General features: G+C 63.3%; 19 protein-coding genes. 9 read left to right on the forward strand and 10 right to left on the reverse strand.

Translation table 11 applies throughout. The annotated features are described in order from the left end of the window. Positions 1-39: 39 nt before the first annotated feature. The 3 genes from ACIGHL_RS16350 (at position 40) to ACIGHL_RS16360 (ending at position 2,859) form a co-directional block, all read left to right on the forward strand. Positions 40-699 carry a response regulator gene (locus ACIGHL_RS16350; protein WP_046163972.1) on the forward strand — a complete coding sequence of 220 codons (660 nt, stop codon included), beginning with the start codon at positions 40-42 and terminating at the stop codon, positions 697-699. Then, positions 693-2,105 (forward strand): ATP-binding protein, encoded by a 1,413-nt coding sequence (locus tag ACIGHL_RS16355; RefSeq protein ID WP_128120943.1) that lies wholly within the window; start codon positions 693-695, stop codon positions 2,103-2,105. Before ACIGHL_RS16350 ends, ACIGHL_RS16355 begins: the two co-directional genes overlap by 7 nt. A 202-nt stretch (positions 2,106-2,307) precedes the next feature. Beyond that, complete coding sequence (locus ACIGHL_RS16360) at positions 2,308-2,859, forward strand: cytochrome b (RefSeq protein ID WP_128120944.1); 552 nt, start codon at positions 2,308-2,310, stop codon at positions 2,857-2,859. Positions 2,860-2,914: 55 nt separating this feature from the next. On the opposite strand, the gene ACIGHL_RS16365 is transcribed toward ACIGHL_RS16360, so the two are convergent. The 3 genes from ACIGHL_RS16365 to ACIGHL_RS16375 form a co-directional block, all read right to left on the reverse strand. Next, entirely contained in the window at positions 2,915-4,147 is a 1,233-nt protein-coding gene (locus ACIGHL_RS16365; protein WP_128120945.1) for a molybdopterin molybdotransferase MoeA, read from the reverse strand. Continuing rightward, entirely contained in the window at positions 4,144-4,689 is a 546-nt protein-coding gene (gene moaB / locus ACIGHL_RS16370) for a molybdenum cofactor biosynthesis protein B (protein ID WP_014821507.1), read from the reverse strand. The genes ACIGHL_RS16365 and moaB overlap by 4 nt, the downstream gene beginning before the upstream one ends. Before the next feature lie 163 nt (positions 4,690-4,852). Beyond that, positions 4,853-5,398, reverse strand: coding sequence for a DUF4345 domain-containing protein (locus ACIGHL_RS16375; protein ID WP_128120946.1), 546 nt, complete (start codon positions 5,396-5,398; stop codon positions 4,853-4,855). A 173-nt stretch (positions 5,399-5,571) separates the two neighbouring features. Here ACIGHL_RS16375 and ACIGHL_RS16380 point away from each other — a divergent pair, with 173 nt between their 5' ends. Continuing rightward, positions 5,572-6,006, forward strand: coding sequence for a DUF411 domain-containing protein (locus tag ACIGHL_RS16380; RefSeq protein WP_128120947.1), 435 nt, complete (start codon positions 5,572-5,574; stop codon positions 6,004-6,006). An 89-nt stretch (positions 6,007-6,095) separates the two neighbouring features. Then, positions 6,096-6,956, forward strand: coding sequence for a KPN_02809 family neutral zinc metallopeptidase (ypfJ, locus tag ACIGHL_RS16385; RefSeq protein WP_128120948.1), 861 nt, complete (start codon positions 6,096-6,098; stop codon positions 6,954-6,956). Positions 6,957-6,977: 21 nt separating this feature from the next. Here ypfJ and ACIGHL_RS16390 read toward each other — a convergent pair whose 3' ends face one another. Then, positions 6,978-7,319 (reverse strand): hypothetical protein, encoded by a 342-nt coding sequence (locus ACIGHL_RS16390; RefSeq protein ID WP_128120949.1) that lies wholly within the window; start codon positions 7,317-7,319, stop codon positions 6,978-6,980. 106 nt (positions 7,320-7,425) lie between these two features. Between ACIGHL_RS16390 and ACIGHL_RS16395 the strand changes: the two genes are divergently transcribed. The 4 genes from ACIGHL_RS16395 to ACIGHL_RS16410 all read left to right on the forward strand — a co-directional run bounded on the left by ACIGHL_RS16395 (position 7,426) and on the right by ACIGHL_RS16410 (position 10,584). Continuing rightward, positions 7,426-8,016, forward strand: coding sequence for a DUF2796 domain-containing protein (locus ACIGHL_RS16395; protein WP_128120950.1), 591 nt, complete (start codon positions 7,426-7,428; stop codon positions 8,014-8,016). A 70-nt stretch (positions 8,017-8,086) separates the two neighbouring features. After that, positions 8,087-8,794, forward strand: coding sequence for an ABC transporter ATP-binding protein (locus ACIGHL_RS16400; protein WP_128120951.1), 708 nt, complete (start codon positions 8,087-8,089; stop codon positions 8,792-8,794). Positions 8,795-8,797: 3 nt separating this feature from the next. After that, positions 8,798-10,063 (forward strand): ABC transporter permease, encoded by a 1,266-nt coding sequence (locus ACIGHL_RS16405; protein ID WP_128120952.1) that lies wholly within the window; start codon positions 8,798-8,800, stop codon positions 10,061-10,063. Between the two features lie 8 nt (positions 10,064-10,071). Further along, positions 10,072-10,584 carry a DUF3299 domain-containing protein gene (locus tag ACIGHL_RS16410; protein ID WP_128120953.1) on the forward strand — a complete coding sequence of 171 codons (513 nt, stop codon included), beginning with the start codon at positions 10,072-10,074 and terminating at the stop codon, positions 10,582-10,584. Between the two features lie 265 nt (positions 10,585-10,849). Here ACIGHL_RS16410 and ACIGHL_RS16415 read toward each other — a convergent pair whose 3' ends face one another. Genes ACIGHL_RS16415 through ACIGHL_RS16440 form a run of 6 tightly spaced genes read right to left on the reverse strand, consistent with a single transcriptional unit; the run spans position 10,850 to position 15,728 of the window. Continuing rightward, positions 10,850-11,941, reverse strand: coding sequence for a tetratricopeptide repeat protein (locus tag ACIGHL_RS16415; RefSeq protein ID WP_128120954.1), 1,092 nt, complete (start codon positions 11,939-11,941; stop codon positions 10,850-10,852). 1 nt (position 11,942) lies between these two features. Continuing rightward, a complete protein-coding gene (locus tag ACIGHL_RS16420; protein WP_216706982.1) occupies positions 11,943-12,653 on the reverse strand; it encodes an energy transducer TonB in 711 nt (236 codons plus the stop codon). Beyond that, positions 12,653-13,066: an ExbD/TolR family protein gene (locus tag ACIGHL_RS16425; protein WP_128120956.1), complete on the reverse strand. Its 414-nt coding sequence runs from the start codon at positions 13,064-13,066 to the stop codon at positions 12,653-12,655. The genes ACIGHL_RS16420 and ACIGHL_RS16425 overlap by 1 nt, the downstream gene beginning before the upstream one ends. Positions 13,067-13,076: 10 nt before the next feature. Then, a complete protein-coding gene (locus ACIGHL_RS16430; RefSeq protein ID WP_128120957.1) occupies positions 13,077-13,622 on the reverse strand; it encodes a MotA/TolQ/ExbB proton channel family protein in 546 nt (181 codons plus the stop codon). Then, the gene (locus ACIGHL_RS16435; RefSeq protein WP_128120958.1) at positions 13,615-14,961 is read right to left on the reverse strand and encodes a MotA/TolQ/ExbB proton channel family protein; all 1,347 of its coding nucleotides are present in this window, start codon (positions 14,959-14,961) and stop codon (positions 13,615-13,617) included. Before ACIGHL_RS16435 ends, ACIGHL_RS16430 begins: the two co-directional genes overlap by 8 nt. Further along, on the reverse strand, positions 14,958-15,728 hold the full coding sequence (locus ACIGHL_RS16440; protein WP_128120959.1) for a DUF3450 domain-containing protein: 771 nt from the start codon (positions 15,726-15,728) through the stop codon (positions 14,958-14,960). The genes ACIGHL_RS16435 and ACIGHL_RS16440 overlap by 4 nt, the downstream gene beginning before the upstream one ends. Positions 15,729-15,867 lie beyond the last annotated feature (139 nt).

The following is a 15,867-nucleotide window of genomic DNA, read 5'->3' on the forward strand; positions in this document are numbered from 1 at the left end:
AAAGCAATGCCACAAACCCTTCAGGACGACAGAAACGACATGCGCATTCTGCTGGTGGAAGACGATCGTGCTCTTGGCGAGGGCATCCGCACTGCGCTGAAGCCGGAGGGTTATACAGTGGACTGGCTGCAGGACGGTGCTAGCGCGCTGCATGCGCTGAGCCACGAGAGCTTCGAGCTGGCCATCCTCGACTTGGGCCTGCCGCGTATGGACGGTCTGGAAGTGCTCAAGCGGCTGCGCGCCAGCGCCAACCCCGTACCGGTGTTGGTACTGACCGCGCGCGATGCCACCAGCGACCGCATTGCCGGGCTGGACGCCGGCGCCGACGATTACCTGGTCAAACCCTTCGATGTCGCCGAACTTAAGGCTCGCCTGCGCGCCCTGCTTCGGCGCAGCTTCAATCGCCCGGAGCCGACCCTGGAGTACCGCGGCATTCTGCTCGACCCGGTGAACCAGCAGGTCAGCTACCAGGGCGCGCCGATCAATCTGCCGCGCAAAGAATTCGTCCTGCTCCACGAGCTGATTGCCCAGCCCGGTCGGGTGCTGACCCGCGATCGGCTGCAGCAGGTGCTCTACGGCTGGGACGAGGAGGTCGAGAGCAACGCGCTGGAGGTGCATATCCATCACCTGCGCAAAAAATTCTTCCCCGAGCTGATCCGCACCGTGCGCGGGGTCGGCTATTTGGTGGACAAATGCTGAGGCGCTCTATCCGCAACCGCACCCTGGTGCTGGTGCTCGGCATCCTGCTGCTGTCGCTGAGCCTGATCTCCTGGCGCAGTTATCGCGACGCTCGCCACGAGATCGAAGAGCTGTTCGACGCCCAGCTGGCGCAGAGCGCGCGGCTTGTGCAGGGGCTGGTGATGCGAGAAATGGAGCCGTCAGCCCGCCACGCGCTGCAGAGCGCCTTGGACGCAGCGGTGAACGCGCGGCGGAATCAGGGGGTGCCCGGGCATGATTACGAAACCAAACTCGGCTTTCAGGTCTACGCCGCAGATGGCAGCAGCGTGCTGCAGTCAGCCGGCGCACCGAACGGCGCCTTGCAGGAATTGGCCAAGCCAGCCTCGGCGTCGCCCTTCAGCGCCCTGAGTGGCGGTTATCACGACGTGCAGCTCGACGGCCATGCCTGGCGCCTGTTCCTGTTGCACGATCCCGAGGACGAACTCTGGATTCTGGTCAGCGAGCGCGACGATGTACGCGGCGAGCTGGTCGGCAAGATCGCCCGACGCAGCCTGCTGCCTGACCTGATCGGTCTGCCTCTGCTGGCGCTGCTGATCTGGTTGGCGGTGGGCTTGGGCTTGCGCCCGCTGGCGCACATGGCACAGCTGCTGAAGAATCGCGATCCGGACAACCTCGCGCCGCTGCTGCTGGCACCGCTGCCGCAGGAGTTGGAGCCGGTGGCCGCCTCGCTCAATCGCCTGCTGCAACAGGTCAATCAACTGGTCGATCGGGAAAAACGCTTCATCGCCGACGCAGCTCATGAACTGCGCACGCCCCTGGCAGTGCTGCGCATTCACGCCCAGAACGCACAACAAGCCGACAGCGAGGCAGACCGTGACGAAGCCCTCAGGCAGCTCCTCGCCGGGGTCGACCGTACGACACGCGTAGTCACTCAGCTGCTGACCCTCGCGCGACTGGAACCCAGCGCCCAGCAACTGCGCCTGGCACCGCTGGACATGCGTCGGCTGACACGCGACACCCTCGCCGAGTTGACGCCACTGGCCATCGCCCGCGATCAGGAACTCACGCTGGAAATCGATGAGCACGATGACTGCTCACTGACCGGCGATGCCGCAAGCCTGGCCACGCTGTTGCAGAACCTGGTCGGTAACGCGCTGACCTACACCCCCAGCGGCGGGCGGATCGAGGTACAGCTGCGCAGCACCCCGGATAAGTTGATCATTGAGGTTGCGGACAGCGGGCCCGGTATTGCGCCCGAGCTGCGTGAGCAACTGTTCGAGCGCTTCGTTCGCCTCGGCGACGGTCAGGGTGCTGGGCTCGGCCTGTCGATTGTGGCGCGCATCGCCGAGCTGCACGGTGCGACTGTTGAATTGCTCGATTCGGCACTGGGTGGATTACGCGCGATTGTTCGTGTTCCCCGCACCTGAGCCTGTCCCCAATCCCAGGCCATCCCCTTCGCGCAGCACCAGTATTCGATCGCCGCGCCCCGTATCAGCCGTCGCTGCGCTGCCCTGAGGCATGCCGGGCAACAACACCGCGTCGAATCGTCGCGACACTTGCCCAGATAAGCTTCGCTTAAGTTTCGAGGCCTAGACTCGGCGGCAAGTATCCACACGAGGAGTAGGTGAAATGAACGATAAACTGATGCCGATCCGCTACGGACGGCTGTCCATTGGCTTGCACTGGCTGATGGTGCTGCTGATTGCAGCGGTCTACGCAACGATTGAACTGAAGGGTAATTTCGCCAAGGGCAGCGAGCCGCGCGAGTTGCTTAAGCAGTGGCACTTCATGCTCGGCTTGTCGGTGTTCATGCTGGTCTGGCTGCGTTTGCTGGCCAGATGGCTTCGCCCGGCGCCGCTCGCCATTGCCAGCGCAGCCTGGGAGCAACGGCTGGCCAAGCTGGCGCACCTGGCGTTGTACGGCCTGATGATCGGACTGCCGCTGCTGGGCTGGCTGACACTGAGTGCTGCGGGCAAGCCGATTCCCTTCTTTGGCCTGGAGCTGCCGGCCCTGCTCTCACCGGACAAGAACCTGGCCGGCGATATCAAGGAAATTCACGAAACCGTGGCCGAGCTCGGTTACTGGCTGATCGGTCTGCATGCCGCAGCCGCGCTGTTTCACCATTACGTTCGCCGCGACGACGTTCTGCGACGGATGCTGCCGCAGCGCCACCAGGCCTAACGCGCAGACATGAAAACGCCCGGTCGACTCGTCATCGACCGGGCGTTTTCGTTTGTCAGCCGAGCAGTTCGCTGAACGGCAGGTACTCCACCGTCTCCCCTTCTTCCAGCGTGCGGTTGCGCTCGACGATGGCCAGGCCTTCCGCCCAGCTGGCCGAGGTCAGCATCGCCGAGCCCTGCCGCGGGTGCAGGCACACGCGCATCTCGCCATCGACCTGCTCCAGCCGCGCGCGCAGGTACTGGCGGCGGTTGTTCGGTTTACGCCAGGCGAAGCCGGCGGTCAGGCGCAGCGGCTTGGGCAGCACCTCGGTGCAACCCTGGGCACTGAGCAGGAACGGCCGCGCCACCACCAGCGAGGTGATCAGCGCCGCAGCTGGATTGCCTGGCAGGCCGATCCACGGCTTGCCATTGACCTCGCCGAAGGCCAACGGCTTACCGGGCTGGATCGCCAGGCGCCACATGTGCAGCTCGCCCAGTTCGCGAATGGCCTGTTTGAGGTGATCCTCCTCGCCGACCGAGACGCCGCCAGAGGTGATCAGCATGTCCCACTCAGAAGCGGCCAGCGCCAGGGCGTCACGGCTGGCAGCCAGTTCGTCGACCAGGATTTCGTAGTCGTGTACTTCCATCCCGAGGCTGCGCAGCACGCTGAGCAGGCAGTAACGGTTGGAGTTGTAGATCTGTCCCGGCGCCAGCGGCTCGCCGGGTTCGCGCAGCTCGTTACCGCTGGAGAGCAGACCGATACGCAAACGACGATAGACCGCCACGCGGGCCACGCCGAAGCTTGCCAGCAATCCAACTTCCTGCGGTCGCAAGCGCTTGCCGGCCTGCAGCACGGCCTCACCGGCCTTCACTTCTTCGCCCTGCCGACGCACATGGGCACCCGGGATGACCCCAGGGAAATGCGCGCGATCGGCCTCGATCTGGCAATCCTCCTGCGCCACCACAGTATCGGCGCCCGGCGGCAGCGGCGCGCCGGTGAAGATGCGCACGGCGTGGCCGACGGGCAGTTGCTGGTCGGCAGCATCACCGGCGGCAATGCGCCCGGCCAGCGGCAGCCAACCGCCGCCTGCCGGCAGGTCAGCCGCGCGCAGGGCGTAGCCATCCATCGCGCTGTTGTCCCAGGCCGGCACCGGGAAGGGCGCGTCGAGGGATTCGGCCAGCACCCGACCAAGGGCATCGGGCAGCGCCACATGTTCGACCGGCGGCAGCGCGGGCACCCGCGCCAGCAGTTCGGCAATAGCCTCGTCGACCGGCTTCAGGCCACTGGTGTCGCAGCCACAGGCACTCATGAGCGTGGCCCGCAGTATTCGACCGCGGAAGCCTTGAGGTGCGGCACGAAGTTGCAGGGCTTGGTGCGGCTGTCCAGCTGCTCGACGAGGATCTTGTTCCAGGCGGTACGGCAGGCGTTGGTCGAACCGGGCAGACAGCAAACCAGCGTGCCGTTGCTCATGCCGGCCAGCGCGCGGGACTGCACGGTGGAGGTGCCGATCTCACCCAGTGAAACGTAGCGGAACAGCTCGCCGAAGCCGTCCACGTCTTTGTCTAGCAGTGGCTGCACCGCCTGCGGAGTGTTGTCGCGGGCGGTGAAACCGGTGCCGCCAGTGATCAGCACCACCTGCACGTTCTCGCTAGCGATCCAGCTGCAGACGCGGGCGCGGATCTGCCAGATGTCGTCCTTGACGATGGCCCGCTCGGCCAAGGTATGGCCGGCGCTCTGCAGCCCATCGATCAGCGCTTGGCCGGAGGTATCGGAATCGATGTTGCGGGTGTCGCTCACCGTAAGCACCGCGATGCTCAGGGGCTGGAATTCGGTGTTGGACAGATGAGCCATGCTGGAACTCCCCAGAAATGGTGGCGGGCTGGCCCGGGTAAAGGAGCGGCGCCTATGCCGGTTGGCTATTTGCTCACCCTGGACGCTCCGGGGCAAGGGTATCGTGACCGCGACCGGGAGTCGCGGATCGGGTCGGAACCGCACTAGTCGTCTGGCCGCTCGGCTAGGCGATGGGATCTCCACGCCGAAACGGCTGCGGTGCCGCTTCAGCTGGCACAGTTTCGTCAGTTGGAGGCGTGTCGCCAAGCTTGAATGGCATCGGTGATTCGCTGACGAGGCGATGGGTGGCAGGCTCAAGGCGCTCCGGCTCTGGCTCTGGCTCCGGACGCTCGCGAATAGCGCGCCAGGCGAGACCGGCGAACACCACAGCCAGCACGCGATAGAGCATGGAGGCGAGATCGAAGCCGACCAAGTCACCGCCATCCAGCCAGAGCGACACCAGCCTCCCCAGCACCAGCGCCGCCATGGTCATCACTAGCATGATCAGCGCTGGCCGGGCTCGCTCCGGTGCACGCGCGGCCCAGATCAGGAACAATGCCAGCCCCAGCTGCAAGCCGCCGTAATAGACACGCATGTGACTGACCGACGCGGTTTCCATCAGCAGCATGCCGTTGAGATTGGCCATCTCGTGAGGCCACAGCCAGTAGGCCAAACTGAGACAGGCCATCACCAATGCCTGCGCGAGCAGAACGAAACGGGCAAAACGCATCGAAAACTCTCCTGACGGCGGCTCCGCACCACGATGGATATCCGACCGGATCGCCCCGTTTTGGTTCGCTCCACGCTTGTTCGCCGACTCCTGTGACATTCGCTCACACCAGCAGGCTTGGGTGCCTGCGAGCATGGGGCTATGCTGCGCACAACCCCGCCGGAGAGACCTTCATGCGCCGTTTATTGCTTGTCACCGCTCTTTTCGCCAGCCTCGCTCAAGCCGCCGAGCCCATCGCCATCGAGGTGCACCGCGACGCCAATTGCGGTTGCTGCAAGGCCTGGATAGAGCATCTGGAAGCCAACGGGTTCGAGGTCGACGACCACGTTGAACCCGACATGGCCGCCGTCAAGACCCGCCTCGGCGTGCCAAATAGCCTGGGCTCCTGCCATACCGGCGTGATCGATGGAAAATTCGTCGAAGGCCACGTCCCGGCTGCCGACATTCTCAAGCTTCGAGCACAGCCCGATTTGATCGGTGCGGCGGTACCCGGCATGCCGATGGGTTCGCCAGGTATGGAGATGGGCGACCGTAAAGACGCGTTCAAAGTAATCGCTGTGAGCGACGAAGGTGAGCAGTCGGTGCTGGCCGAGTACCCGGCAGACTGACGTAACAGACGAAACGTTTGTAGCGCCGCTGAATTTGCTGAGGCTGAGGCCGGTCTGACTCAGGTAAGAACTGACAGAAGGACTCAGGCATGCGTTGGAAGAAGGCTCGTCGCAGTGACAATGTGGTGGACGCTCGCGGCCGAAGCGGGGACATCGGTGGCGGGCGCCTGACCCTGGCGGGCGTCGCAATCGTGGTGGTGATCGGCCTGTTGTCCGGCCAGGATCCCATGCAGATTCTCGGCCAGCTGGCCGACCAATCAGGTCCCGCAACGACCCAGCAGAGCAACGCCCCAGCCAACGGTGAGGACCCGCAGGTTGCCTTCGTCCAGTCCATCCTGGGCGACACCGAGGACACCTGGCGCGCCTTGTTTCAGCAGTCCGGCCAGCAGTACCGCGACCCGACGCTGGTGCTATTTCGTGGTGGCGTGAATTCGGCCTGTGGCTTCGCCAATTCGGCGGTCGGCCCCTTCTACTGTCCGGGCGACCAACAGGTGTATCTCGACCTGCAGTTCTTCGACGAGATGGCGTCGCGTTTTTCGGTCGCGGGCGATTTCGCTCAGGCTTATGTGATCGCCCATGAGGTCGGCCACCACGTACAGACACTGTTAGGTGTATCGCAGCAGATGCAGGCTGCCCGTCAGCGCGGCGCGCGCATGGAGGGCGACAAAGGCCTTCTGGTTCGCCAGGAATTGCAGGCGGATTGCTTCGCAGGGGTCTGGGCCAACCACGCCCAACAGCGCCATGACTGGCTTGAGGCGGGGGATCTGGAGGAAGCACTGAATGCGGCGAACGCGATCGGCGACGACCGTTTGCAGCAGCAAAGTCAGGGCCGGGTCGTTCCAGATGCCTTCACCCATGGCACCTCTGCGCAACGGGTGAAGTGGTTTCGTATTGGATTCGACAGTGGCGACCCGACACGCTGCGATACCTTCCAGACGCAGCGTCTGTAACGCGGATCGCAGTCGCGCCGTTCAGTCGACCCAGCGATAGACAGGTGCATCCGCACCGCTATCGACCTTGACTTGCGCGCAGTGGCGCAAGCGCACCAGCAGGCGCTTGCCCATTTGAGCGCTGCCCGCCAGCGCTTGTAGCTCGGCCAACAGCTGAGGCCCGTCCATGCTCTCTGCCGTTCGCAGCAACTGCTGCGCCTCGTGCCAATGAGGATCGACGGTAGCCTTGTCGGCGGGTTGCGACGGGGCAGCCGTAACCTGTGCAGCGGGCATCTGACGTGCCAACTGCGCCCAGTCGTGATCGTCCATTTCAATGCTGAGGTCCACTGCTAGATCGCCCACATGGCCGCGAATTCGAACCATCGCCACTCTCCTGAAAAACTAGATCGCATGCTCCCATGGGAGGTGAAGGCTGGCCAGACGTTACGCACGTTTGTTATAACGTAACCCTAAACCATAGGAGATCACCATGCGCCGTCTGCTGCTTGCCCTGCCCTTCGCCTTACTGCCCGGTTTTGCTCTGGCTGCTGAACACGATCACGACCATGCGCACCACGACAGTCTCAGCGCCCACGAGCATGGCGCTGCGGAACTGGATGCGGCGCTGGACGGCTCCACGCTGGAAATCGAGCTGCGCAGCCCGGCGATGAATCTGGTGGGCTTCGAGCATGCGCCGAGCAGCGAAGCGGACACGCGCAAGATTGCCGACGCTCGCAAACAGCTGGAACAACCGAACAGCCTGTTTGGCCTGCCTGCAGCAGCTGGCTGCACCCTGGCTGAAACTGAGCTCGAAAGTCCGCTATTCGAAGGCGAGGCCCATGACCATGGCGAAGAGCACGAGCACGAGCACGAGCACGACGAAGATCATGAAAGCCAGCACAGCGAAATTCACGCGCACTACCGCTTCGATTGCGCCACGCCCCAAGCGCTGCAGGTGCTCGATCTGCAAGGTTTGTTCAAGGCGTTCCCCGGCACTCAGAAAATTCAGGTACAGCTGATCGGTCCAAAGGGTCAACGGGGCGTGCAACTCACCGCGGACCAGCCGCGCGCGACGTTCTGATCCGATCCCGTCTGCCGCCGCCTGGCCCGACGCAGTAAACTCACCGGCTCGCCTGATACGGATCATCTCGATGACCGCACCGCTGCTCGAACTGCACCAATTGGGTTTCGCCTGGCCGAGCCAGGCGGAGCTGCTCGACATCCCCAGCTTCACGCTGGCGCGCAACCAGAGCCTGTTTCTCAAGGGTCCGTCGGGCAGCGGCAAGACGACCCTGCTCGGACTGATTGGCGGCGTACAGAAAGCGCAACGCGGGACGGTTCGCCTGCTCGGCAGCGATCTCGCGGCGCTCTCTGCCGGTGCACGGGATCGCTTCCGGGTCGATCACACCGGCTACATCTTCCAGCAGTTCAACCTGCTGCCCTTTCTTTCGGTGGCCGAAAACGTCGGCCTGCCTTGCCATTTTTCCAGGACAAGAGCCGAGCGCGCCCGCCAGCGGCATGGCAGCGTTGCGCAAGCGTCGGCAAGCCTGCTCCAGCATCTTGGCATTCCGAAAAGCCTGCTCGATCGACGTGCCGAAGCGCTGTCGATTGGACAGCAACAGCGCGTCGCCGCGGCGCGCGCACTGATCGGGCAGCCGGAACTGGTGATCGCCGACGAACCCACCTCTGCCCTCGACGCCGATAGCCGAGAAGCTTTTTTGCAGTTGCTGTTTGCCGAATGCGAACAGGCCGGCTCGAGCCTGTTGTTCGTCAGCCACGATCAAAGCCTGGCGCCACTGTTCGACCGTAGCCTCTCATTGGCAGACCTCAATCGCGCCGCTCGCGCCCCGGAGTTATAGGCCATGTACCTGTTGCGTCTGGCCTTGGCGAGCCTGAACAACCGCCGTTTCACTGCGCTGCTCACCGTATTCGCCATTGCGCTCTCGGTATGCCTGCTGCTCGCCGTAGAGCGGGTGCGCACCGAAGCCCGCGCCAGCTTTGCCAGCACCATCAGTGGCACCGATCTGATCGTCGGCGCCCGCTCCGGCTCGGTGAATCTGCTGCTGTATTCGGTGTTCCGTATCGGCAATGCCACTAACAACATTCGCTGGGAGAGCTTCGAGCATTTCGCCGAGCATCCGCGAGTCAGCTGGGCGATACCCATTTCGCTGGGCGATTCCCATCGCGGTTATCGAGTGATGGGCACCAGCGGCGCCTATTTCGAACATTACCGTTACGGTCGCAAACAGCTCCTACAACTGGCGCAAGGTCGCCCGTTCGCCGAGGACCCGTTCGACGTGGTGCTGGGCGCCGAAGTGGCCGAGGCGCTGAAATACAAGCTGGACGACAAGTTGGTGCTGGCGCACGGCGTCGCCACGGTCAGCCTGGTCAAACATGACGACAAGCCCTTTCGTGTAGTGGGCATCCTCAAACGCACCGGCACGCCGGTGGACCGCACGCTGCATATCAATCTGGCGGCCATGGAAGCGTTGCATATCGACTGGCAGAACGGCATGCCAGCCCGTGGCGCTGCTCGCATCGATGCGGAGCAGGCGCGCCAGATGGATCTGCAACCCAAACAGATCACCGCGTTCATGCTTGGCCTCAACAGGAAGATCGCGACCTTCACCCTGCAACGCGAAATCAACCAGTTTCGCGGCGAGCCGCTGCTGGCCATTCTGCCCGGCGTGGCGCTGCAGGAGCTCTGGAGCCTGATGGGCACCGCTGAACAGGCACTATTCGTGGTGTCCTTGTTCGTCGTGCTGACCGGATTGATCGGCATGCTCACCGCCATTCTCACCAGCCTCAACGAGCGGCGCCGGGAGATGGCGATCTTGCGTTCGGTTGGTGCGCGGCCTTGGCATATTGCCGGCCTGCTGGTGGTCGAAGCTTTCAGCCTGGCACTTGCGGGTGCACTGTTCGGGCTCTTGCTGTTGTATGTCGCCATTGCGGTCGCGCAAGGGCCGCTGCAAAGTCACTACGGTCTTTATCTGCCGCTGGCGCTGCCAAGCGCCTATGAGTGGTCATTGCTGGCGGGCATACTGCTGGCTGGGCTGTTGATGGGCTGTGTGCCGGCGTGGCGCGCCTATCGGCAGTCGCTGGCCGACGGCCTGTCGATCAGACTATGAGGAATTCCATGTCTCGCCTGCTGCTTGCCACCCTGCTCGCCCTCGCGGCGCCCTTCGCGGTTGCCGATGTTCGTGAGCTGCAATGGTCGGACCTGATCCCGGCAGACGCGCCGCCACCACCACCGCCGGTGGCGCTTCACGACATGTCGCAACTGGCCGATGCGCTCGCTGCGGAAGCGGGTCCGGCAGCGGCTCAGCAATCGCCGGCCGAGCCGGTCATCAAAGAGCTAGATGGCGTTCAGGTCAAGCTGCCCGGCTACATTGTGCCGCTGGACATGAGCGAGGATGGGCGGGTGACGGAGTTTCTGCTGGTGCCCTACTTCGGCGCCTGTATTCACGTGCCGCCACCGCCTTCCAACCAGATCGTGCATGCCACCAGCGAGCTTGGCGTAAAGGTGGACGAGCTGTACCAACCGTTCTGGATTGAAGGCCCGTTAAAAGTCGAACACGCCACCAGCGAACTGGCCGATGCCGGCTATCGCATGGAAGCGCAGAAGATCTACCTCTACGAGCTCGAATAAGGCAGCGGAACCCAGCCTGATCGGCAAGCTGAGCGGCATCGAGCAATACCCCTCCTGACACCAGTTTCTTTCATGCTGGGATCTGATTGCCAAGGATATGGCAGCGGCCAACAACCGTTAACCAAGCTGACGGCGATGCGTGTTATTTGTGCCGAACCGCTCTGTGTCGATCAGCGCTCTATGTCCAGAACGCATACACACGCGCTAGGCCTGATTGGCGCGAAGTTGCCTGGACACCCCTACTCAAACCGTCCAGACAACCCGATCAACGAGTACTGGCGACCTGACGCTGCCGCTCGAAGCTGAGCTCGCCTTCGGCCCACTCACGCCAGGAACGAACCTTGCGCCGTTCGGCGCCTGCGCGCTCGGCCTGTTTCAGCGCATCGAGACCAGCCTGCCAGTGGGCTTGCTCCAGTTCCAGCTGAGCAACGTTCAGCCAGAACTTGGCGCTACCGGATTGAGCCGCGAGATCGCGGTAGATCTGCGCCGCTTCCGAACGCTCGCGTGCCTGCCACCAGAGCATGCCCAGACGCTCACGCCGCTTAGCATCGCTGGCTAGAAGGCGTGACTCAAGCATGCCCTGCAGCAGCTTTGCACCTTGCCAGGGCTGGCCAGCGGCACCGGCAAGCAATACCAGATTGTCCAGCTCGGCTTCGCTGAAGCGCAGCCCCTTGGCATGGGCCGCACGCAGGGTTGCCAACGCCTTGTCCTCATCGCCGGCCATCTGCTGCAAGCCTGCCAATTGCCGCCAGCTCTTGGCCTGATTCGGATGGCGGGCGAGAAGCCTGCTCTGCCAGCGCTCTGCTGTCTCGTAACGCTTCAGCTCAGCGTTACCGGCTACCAGAAACTGCAACCAGGTGTCGGCCGCGTTGGGGTTGGACTGGACATAGCGTTCGGCCAGTGGCAATGCCTTGGCATGTTGCCCGAGCCCCTGATAAGCCTGCACCAGCATCTGCAGGACTTCTTCGCTTGCATTGGCGGGTGAGCCCAGCAGGCTGACGACCTTGGCATAGCGGCGTCCGACCAGGTTGAGTTTCGCCAGATTGAGCCGCTCGTTGGGCAGTATCGACTCGTCAAGCTTGCCACTGGCGATCGCCTTGTCGAGCAGTTCCAGCGCTTGGCGATTGTTGCCTTCAGCCCAGGCCAGATAGGCACGGCTGCGCCACAACAGTGCTTCCTCTGCGCTGCCCGGTTTCGCCTCGGCCTGTTTGAGCGCTCGGTGGGCAGCGCCGTAGTCCCCCTTCTCCTGCGCGCTTTGAGCACGTTCCAGCGCTTTGAACACCGAGGGATCGACGCTCTGCGCCGCTTGAGCCGATACAGCAAACAACAACGAGATCAATAACAGCAAACGGGGCATGTCAGCGTTCTCCTTGCAGGCGGAAATGCAGGGTTTTAACGGCTTCGCGCGATACGGCAGAACCGTTTTCGGTACGCGGTGCGAAACGCCAGCGGGCAGCAGCACGACGGGCCTCGCGATCGAACACGTTCGGCGGCGAAGCCTCCATCACGCGAATATTTTCGACCTTACCGGCGGCGGTGATGGTAAACGCGAGTTTTATATGGCCCTCAATACCGCGCTGACGCGCCCTATAGGGATATTCGGGACGCACATCATTGAGCGGCATGACCTCCTGCTCAGGTCCGGATTGCGATGCCGTCTCGTCCGCTGACGGCGCTGCTGGTGCCGGCGGTGCTGCTGGAGCAGACGCGGCCGTAAGTCCTGCGAGGCTGGGCGCGGGCGCGCTTGCAATCGACACACCGGTATCGATGTTCGGTAAGGGCAGATCAAGCTTCGGCAGATTGGCACTCGGCGTGGCCATGCTCGGTGTCGGCGGCGTTGGGGTCTGGGGTGTCTTGGGTTGAGGCGGTTGCGGTGCCTGCTGCCGCGAGCGGGTCGCAGTGCTTTCGTTGCGGTTGTCCATCCGCACGAAATTGGCGATGGCAACCGGGTCGTCGGTCACCTCGCTACGGGGCGGGTTAACCATGCTCAGCATCAACGCAAACAACAGCAACGCCACCACGCAGGCAGCGATGAAGGACAACCCGACGCGGGTCAGTCCACGAACCATCACTGCACTCCCGAACTGGCGGCCAGAGCCACGTCCTGAACCCCGGCGAGACGTGCCTGATCCATCACCTGGACCACAAGACCGGTGCGCGCATCCTGATCGGCTTGCACCACTACCGCGCCTTCCGGCTGGTCGACACGCATGCGTTCGACATGAGCCCTCACGCTGCGTACATCCACGGCTTGCTTGTCGATCCAGACCTGACCATCGGCCGTCACCGCAATCAGGATGTTGCCTTTGTCCTGCGCGCTGGCGGTGTCAGCCTGTGGCCGCTGAACCTCGACGCCAGACTCCTTGATGAAAGAGCTGGTGACGATAAAAAAGATCAGCATGATGAAGACCACGTCGAGCATCGGCGTCAAGTCGATGCCGGTGTCTTCTTCCTGCTGATAATGATGACGACGCATACGCATCCGTAAATCCTCAATCGTGACGCAGCTGGTCGGCCAGCCGGTCGAGAGCCAGGCGCGAAATACGTTCGAGACGCGCCAGGCTGAACAGTCCAGTAATAGCCAGCACCATGCCGGCCATGGTCGGCAGGGTCGCCTGCCATACGCCCGCTGCCATGCCGCGAGGGTTGCCGGTACCGTTGAGTGCCAACACATCGAACACTGCGATCATGCCGGTCACGGTGCCAAGCAACCCGAGCAACGGATACATTGCAACCATGGTCTTGCTCATCCGCAGCGGGCCGGAAAGCTGTTGCTGCGCCTGAGCGAGCCAGGCACTGCGTACCGCACGCTGCCAGCTGCCAGGTTCGTTGGGCAGCTGCCCCCAGGCCTGGCGACGGGCTTCCACCCAGCGCGGAAACACCCGGCGCATGAACCACAAACGCTCGAAGACCAGCGTCCAATACAGCACGCATAGCGCAGCCAGCGCCCACATCACCGCGCCGCCCGCCGCCATGAAGTCGAGCAGCGCATAACCGCTGTCGACCAGACGCAGCCATTGGCCGTGCAGATCAGTCACGACGCGGAGTCCCCGAAAGATGCAGCGCGATCAGGCCAGCACTTTGCTGTTCGAGCAGCTGGATCAGCGCCTTGCTGCGGCTGGCCAGCAGGCTATGCAGGAACAACAGCGGTATCGCTACAACCAGACCCAACACCGTGGTTACCAATGCCTGGGAAATACCGTCAGCCATCAGCCGAGAGTCACCACCGCCACTCTGCGTAATCGCCTGGAAGGTCACGATCATGCCGGTCACCGTACCCAGCAGGCCGAGCAACGGCGCGACGGCGCTAAGCAACTTGAGCAGTGGCTGACCGCGTTCGAGTGGCGGCGTTTCCTGAAGGATCGCCTCGTCGAGCTTGAGCTCAAGCGTCTCGAGATCGGACAGCTGTGGCTTCGGTCCCAACACGCCGATGATGCGCCCCAGCGGGTTGTCGTCGCGCGGTTGATTGAGCTCGCGCGTCTGCCGGCTTACTGCTCGCCCAACCCGTGCCAGGTAGACCATGCGCCAGATGGCGAGGATCAGGCCGACGGCACCCAAGGCAAGAATCACCCAGCCGACCAGCCCGCCCTGCTGAACGCGGTCCCACAGTTGCGGCTGACGCTGCAGTTGGGCGAGCAACGAGCCGCGGCTCGGGTCGATCGGCAGAGTGGCCAACGCCTCGCTGCTGTCGACATAGTCATTGACCATCCCCATGCCGGCAGGCTGGCGGCTAGGCGCCAGCAATTCGCGGGCGTCACTGTCGTAGCGAAGGAAATCATCGGCAGTGAACGCCGAGAAGTTACCGACCCGCAGGACCGGCTGGGTGGTGCGCTGCCCGTCGACGCCCACTACCGGCAGCTCGACACGCTCTACCTGGCCACTGGCCGTAAGGTCTTCAAGCAGGGTCATCCAGAAGCTGTCCAGATCCTCAGCCGACGGCAGCGTGCGGCTTTCCGCCAATGCCTGCAGACGCTGCAGGCGCTCCGGGTATTGCGCGTTGAGCAGGCTGTCCTGCCATTGCCCGGCGATGTCACCAGCACTCTGCCGCACCACACCGAATAGTTCTCCAAGGTGACCGACGCGCTGCGCCAGCAGCTTTTCCTGCTCGGCCAACTCGGCTTCCTGGCGGTCGAACTCTGTCTTCAGACGCTCGGCTTCGGCTTTCTGCTGCTCAAGCGCGGCGTTGGCTCGCCCCAGCAGTTGGGCTTGCTCGCTGCGATTCTGGATGAAGGCCTGCTCGCGCGCTTGCATGGCGTTGACTTCCGCGGCGCGTTCGCTGCGAATGCGCTGCAGCAGCTGATCAGGACTCAACGGTTCGGCAGTCTGGGCCATTGCCGGCAACAAGCCGATGAGCAACAACGTCAACAAGCGGCTCATTGCGCAGCCTCCTTGGCCAGAGTCTTGATGGGCAGTTCGAGCCAGGTTGGGGCTTGCTGTTGACGAGCGATGGCAATGGCCTTGGTGATTGGCCGACGCGCGCTGCCATCGAGTACTTCCCAGGCGCGGGTCTGCGGATTCCACCATCCGCTTTCGTGAGCATCCAGCGTCTGGTAATACAGCATGGTCCGCCCCAGGCGCAGGAATTCAACGCTGCGGCTGCCACCCTCGACCGGCAGCTCGCCACGCCAGGCTTCCAGGGTGCGGCCGTAGTCGCTCTCGATCTGATAGGCCTCGAGGATGCGACGGTATTTCTCAGCGAGACTGACGTCTGCGCGCGGCTGCATGTCCTGCAGGCTGGCGAGCCGATCGGCGCGCTCGTCGGGGAGGAACGGAAGGTCTGCCGCGATGAACTCCTCGAGCACTTCGATCATCCGCCCCATCTGCGGTGCAACGGCTTCCTGGGTGCGTTCGATGCTGTCCAACTGACGCTGAAAGCCGTCCAGTTCCTTGCGCTGCGCAGCGGTCAGCTCGACCAATTGCTCGCTGTAGGCCTTCAAGGCCTCCGCCTGCTGAACGGCGTTGCGGTATTCGGTGAGCATCTGCCGCGTCGCGTCATCGAGCTGCTCGATACGCGCTTGCGACGCCTTGGCTTCTGCAGCCAGCTGCTGGCTTTCTTCCAGCGCAGCGTCCAGCGGAGCTGCATGGAGCTGCACGCAGCAGGGCAACACGGCGACCGCCAAGAGGCGGGGTATAAGGGCTTGCATTGATGGGTCCTTGCAGACGAAGGTCAGACCAGAAAAGAGAAACATTATCATCTAGATCCGCAAAAGAAGGCAACCCGGGCAATACGTCGCAGCCCGGATAAAGCGGAACGTTTCGTTGAGCTGGATCAAAGTCGGCCGG

Source organism: Pseudomonas sp. NPDC077451 (genome assembly GCF_044543345.1).
Lineage (GTDB): Bacteria > Pseudomonadota > Gammaproteobacteria > Pseudomonadales > Pseudomonadaceae > Stutzerimonas.

What these genes read in the sequence shown, in the direction of transcription:
- ACIGHL_RS16400 (WP_128120951.1), top strand. Translation starts at nt 8,087, where the DNA reads ATGACCGCACCGCTGCTCGAACTGCACCAATTGGGTTTCGCCTGGCCG.
- ACIGHL_RS16410 (WP_128120953.1), top strand. Translation starts at nt 10,072, where the DNA reads ATGTCTCGCCTGCTGCTTGCCACCCTGCTCGCCCTCGCGGCGCCCTTC.
- ACIGHL_RS16380 (WP_128120947.1), top strand. Translation starts at nt 5,572, where the DNA reads ATGCGCCGTTTATTGCTTGTCACCGCTCTTTTCGCCAGCCTCGCTCAA.
- ACIGHL_RS16390 (WP_128120949.1), bottom strand. Translation starts at nt 7,319, where the DNA reads ATGGTTCGAATTCGCGGCCATGTGGGCGATCTAGCAGTGGACCTCAGC.
- ACIGHL_RS16355 (WP_128120943.1), top strand. Translation starts at nt 693, where the DNA reads ATGCTGAGGCGCTCTATCCGCAACCGCACCCTGGTGCTGGTGCTCGGC.
- ACIGHL_RS16365 (WP_128120945.1), bottom strand. Translation starts at nt 4,147, where the DNA reads ATGAGTGCCTGTGGCTGCGACACCAGTGGCCTGAAGCCGGTCGACGAG.
- ACIGHL_RS16395 (WP_128120950.1), top strand. Translation starts at nt 7,426, where the DNA reads ATGCGCCGTCTGCTGCTTGCCCTGCCCTTCGCCTTACTGCCCGGTTTT.
- ACIGHL_RS16425 (WP_128120956.1), bottom strand. Translation starts at nt 13,066, where the DNA reads ATGCGTATGCGTCGTCATCATTATCAGCAGGAAGAAGACACCGGCATC.
- ypfJ (WP_128120948.1), top strand. Translation starts at nt 6,096, where the DNA reads ATGCGTTGGAAGAAGGCTCGTCGCAGTGACAATGTGGTGGACGCTCGC.
- ACIGHL_RS16435 (WP_128120958.1), bottom strand. Translation starts at nt 14,961, where the DNA reads ATGAGCCGCTTGTTGACGTTGTTGCTCATCGGCTTGTTGCCGGCAATG.
- ACIGHL_RS16405 (WP_128120952.1), top strand. Translation starts at nt 8,798, where the DNA reads ATGTACCTGTTGCGTCTGGCCTTGGCGAGCCTGAACAACCGCCGTTTC.
- ACIGHL_RS16420 (WP_216706982.1), bottom strand. Translation starts at nt 12,653, where the DNA reads ATGGTTCGTGGACTGACCCGCGTCGGGTTGTCCTTCATCGCTGCCTGC.
- ACIGHL_RS16350 (WP_046163972.1), top strand. Translation starts at nt 40, where the DNA reads ATGCGCATTCTGCTGGTGGAAGACGATCGTGCTCTTGGCGAGGGCATC.
- ACIGHL_RS16415 (WP_128120954.1), bottom strand. Translation starts at nt 11,941, where the DNA reads ATGCCCCGTTTGCTGTTATTGATCTCGTTGTTGTTTGCTGTATCGGCT.
- ACIGHL_RS16360 (WP_128120944.1), top strand. Translation starts at nt 2,308, where the DNA reads ATGAACGATAAACTGATGCCGATCCGCTACGGACGGCTGTCCATTGGC.
- ACIGHL_RS16375 (WP_128120946.1), bottom strand. Translation starts at nt 5,398, where the DNA reads ATGCGTTTTGCCCGTTTCGTTCTGCTCGCGCAGGCATTGGTGATGGCC.
- ACIGHL_RS16440 (WP_128120959.1), bottom strand. Translation starts at nt 15,728, where the DNA reads ATGCAAGCCCTTATACCCCGCCTCTTGGCGGTCGCCGTGTTGCCCTGC.
- moaB (WP_014821507.1), bottom strand. Translation starts at nt 4,689, where the DNA reads ATGGCTCATCTGTCCAACACCGAATTCCAGCCCCTGAGCATCGCGGTG.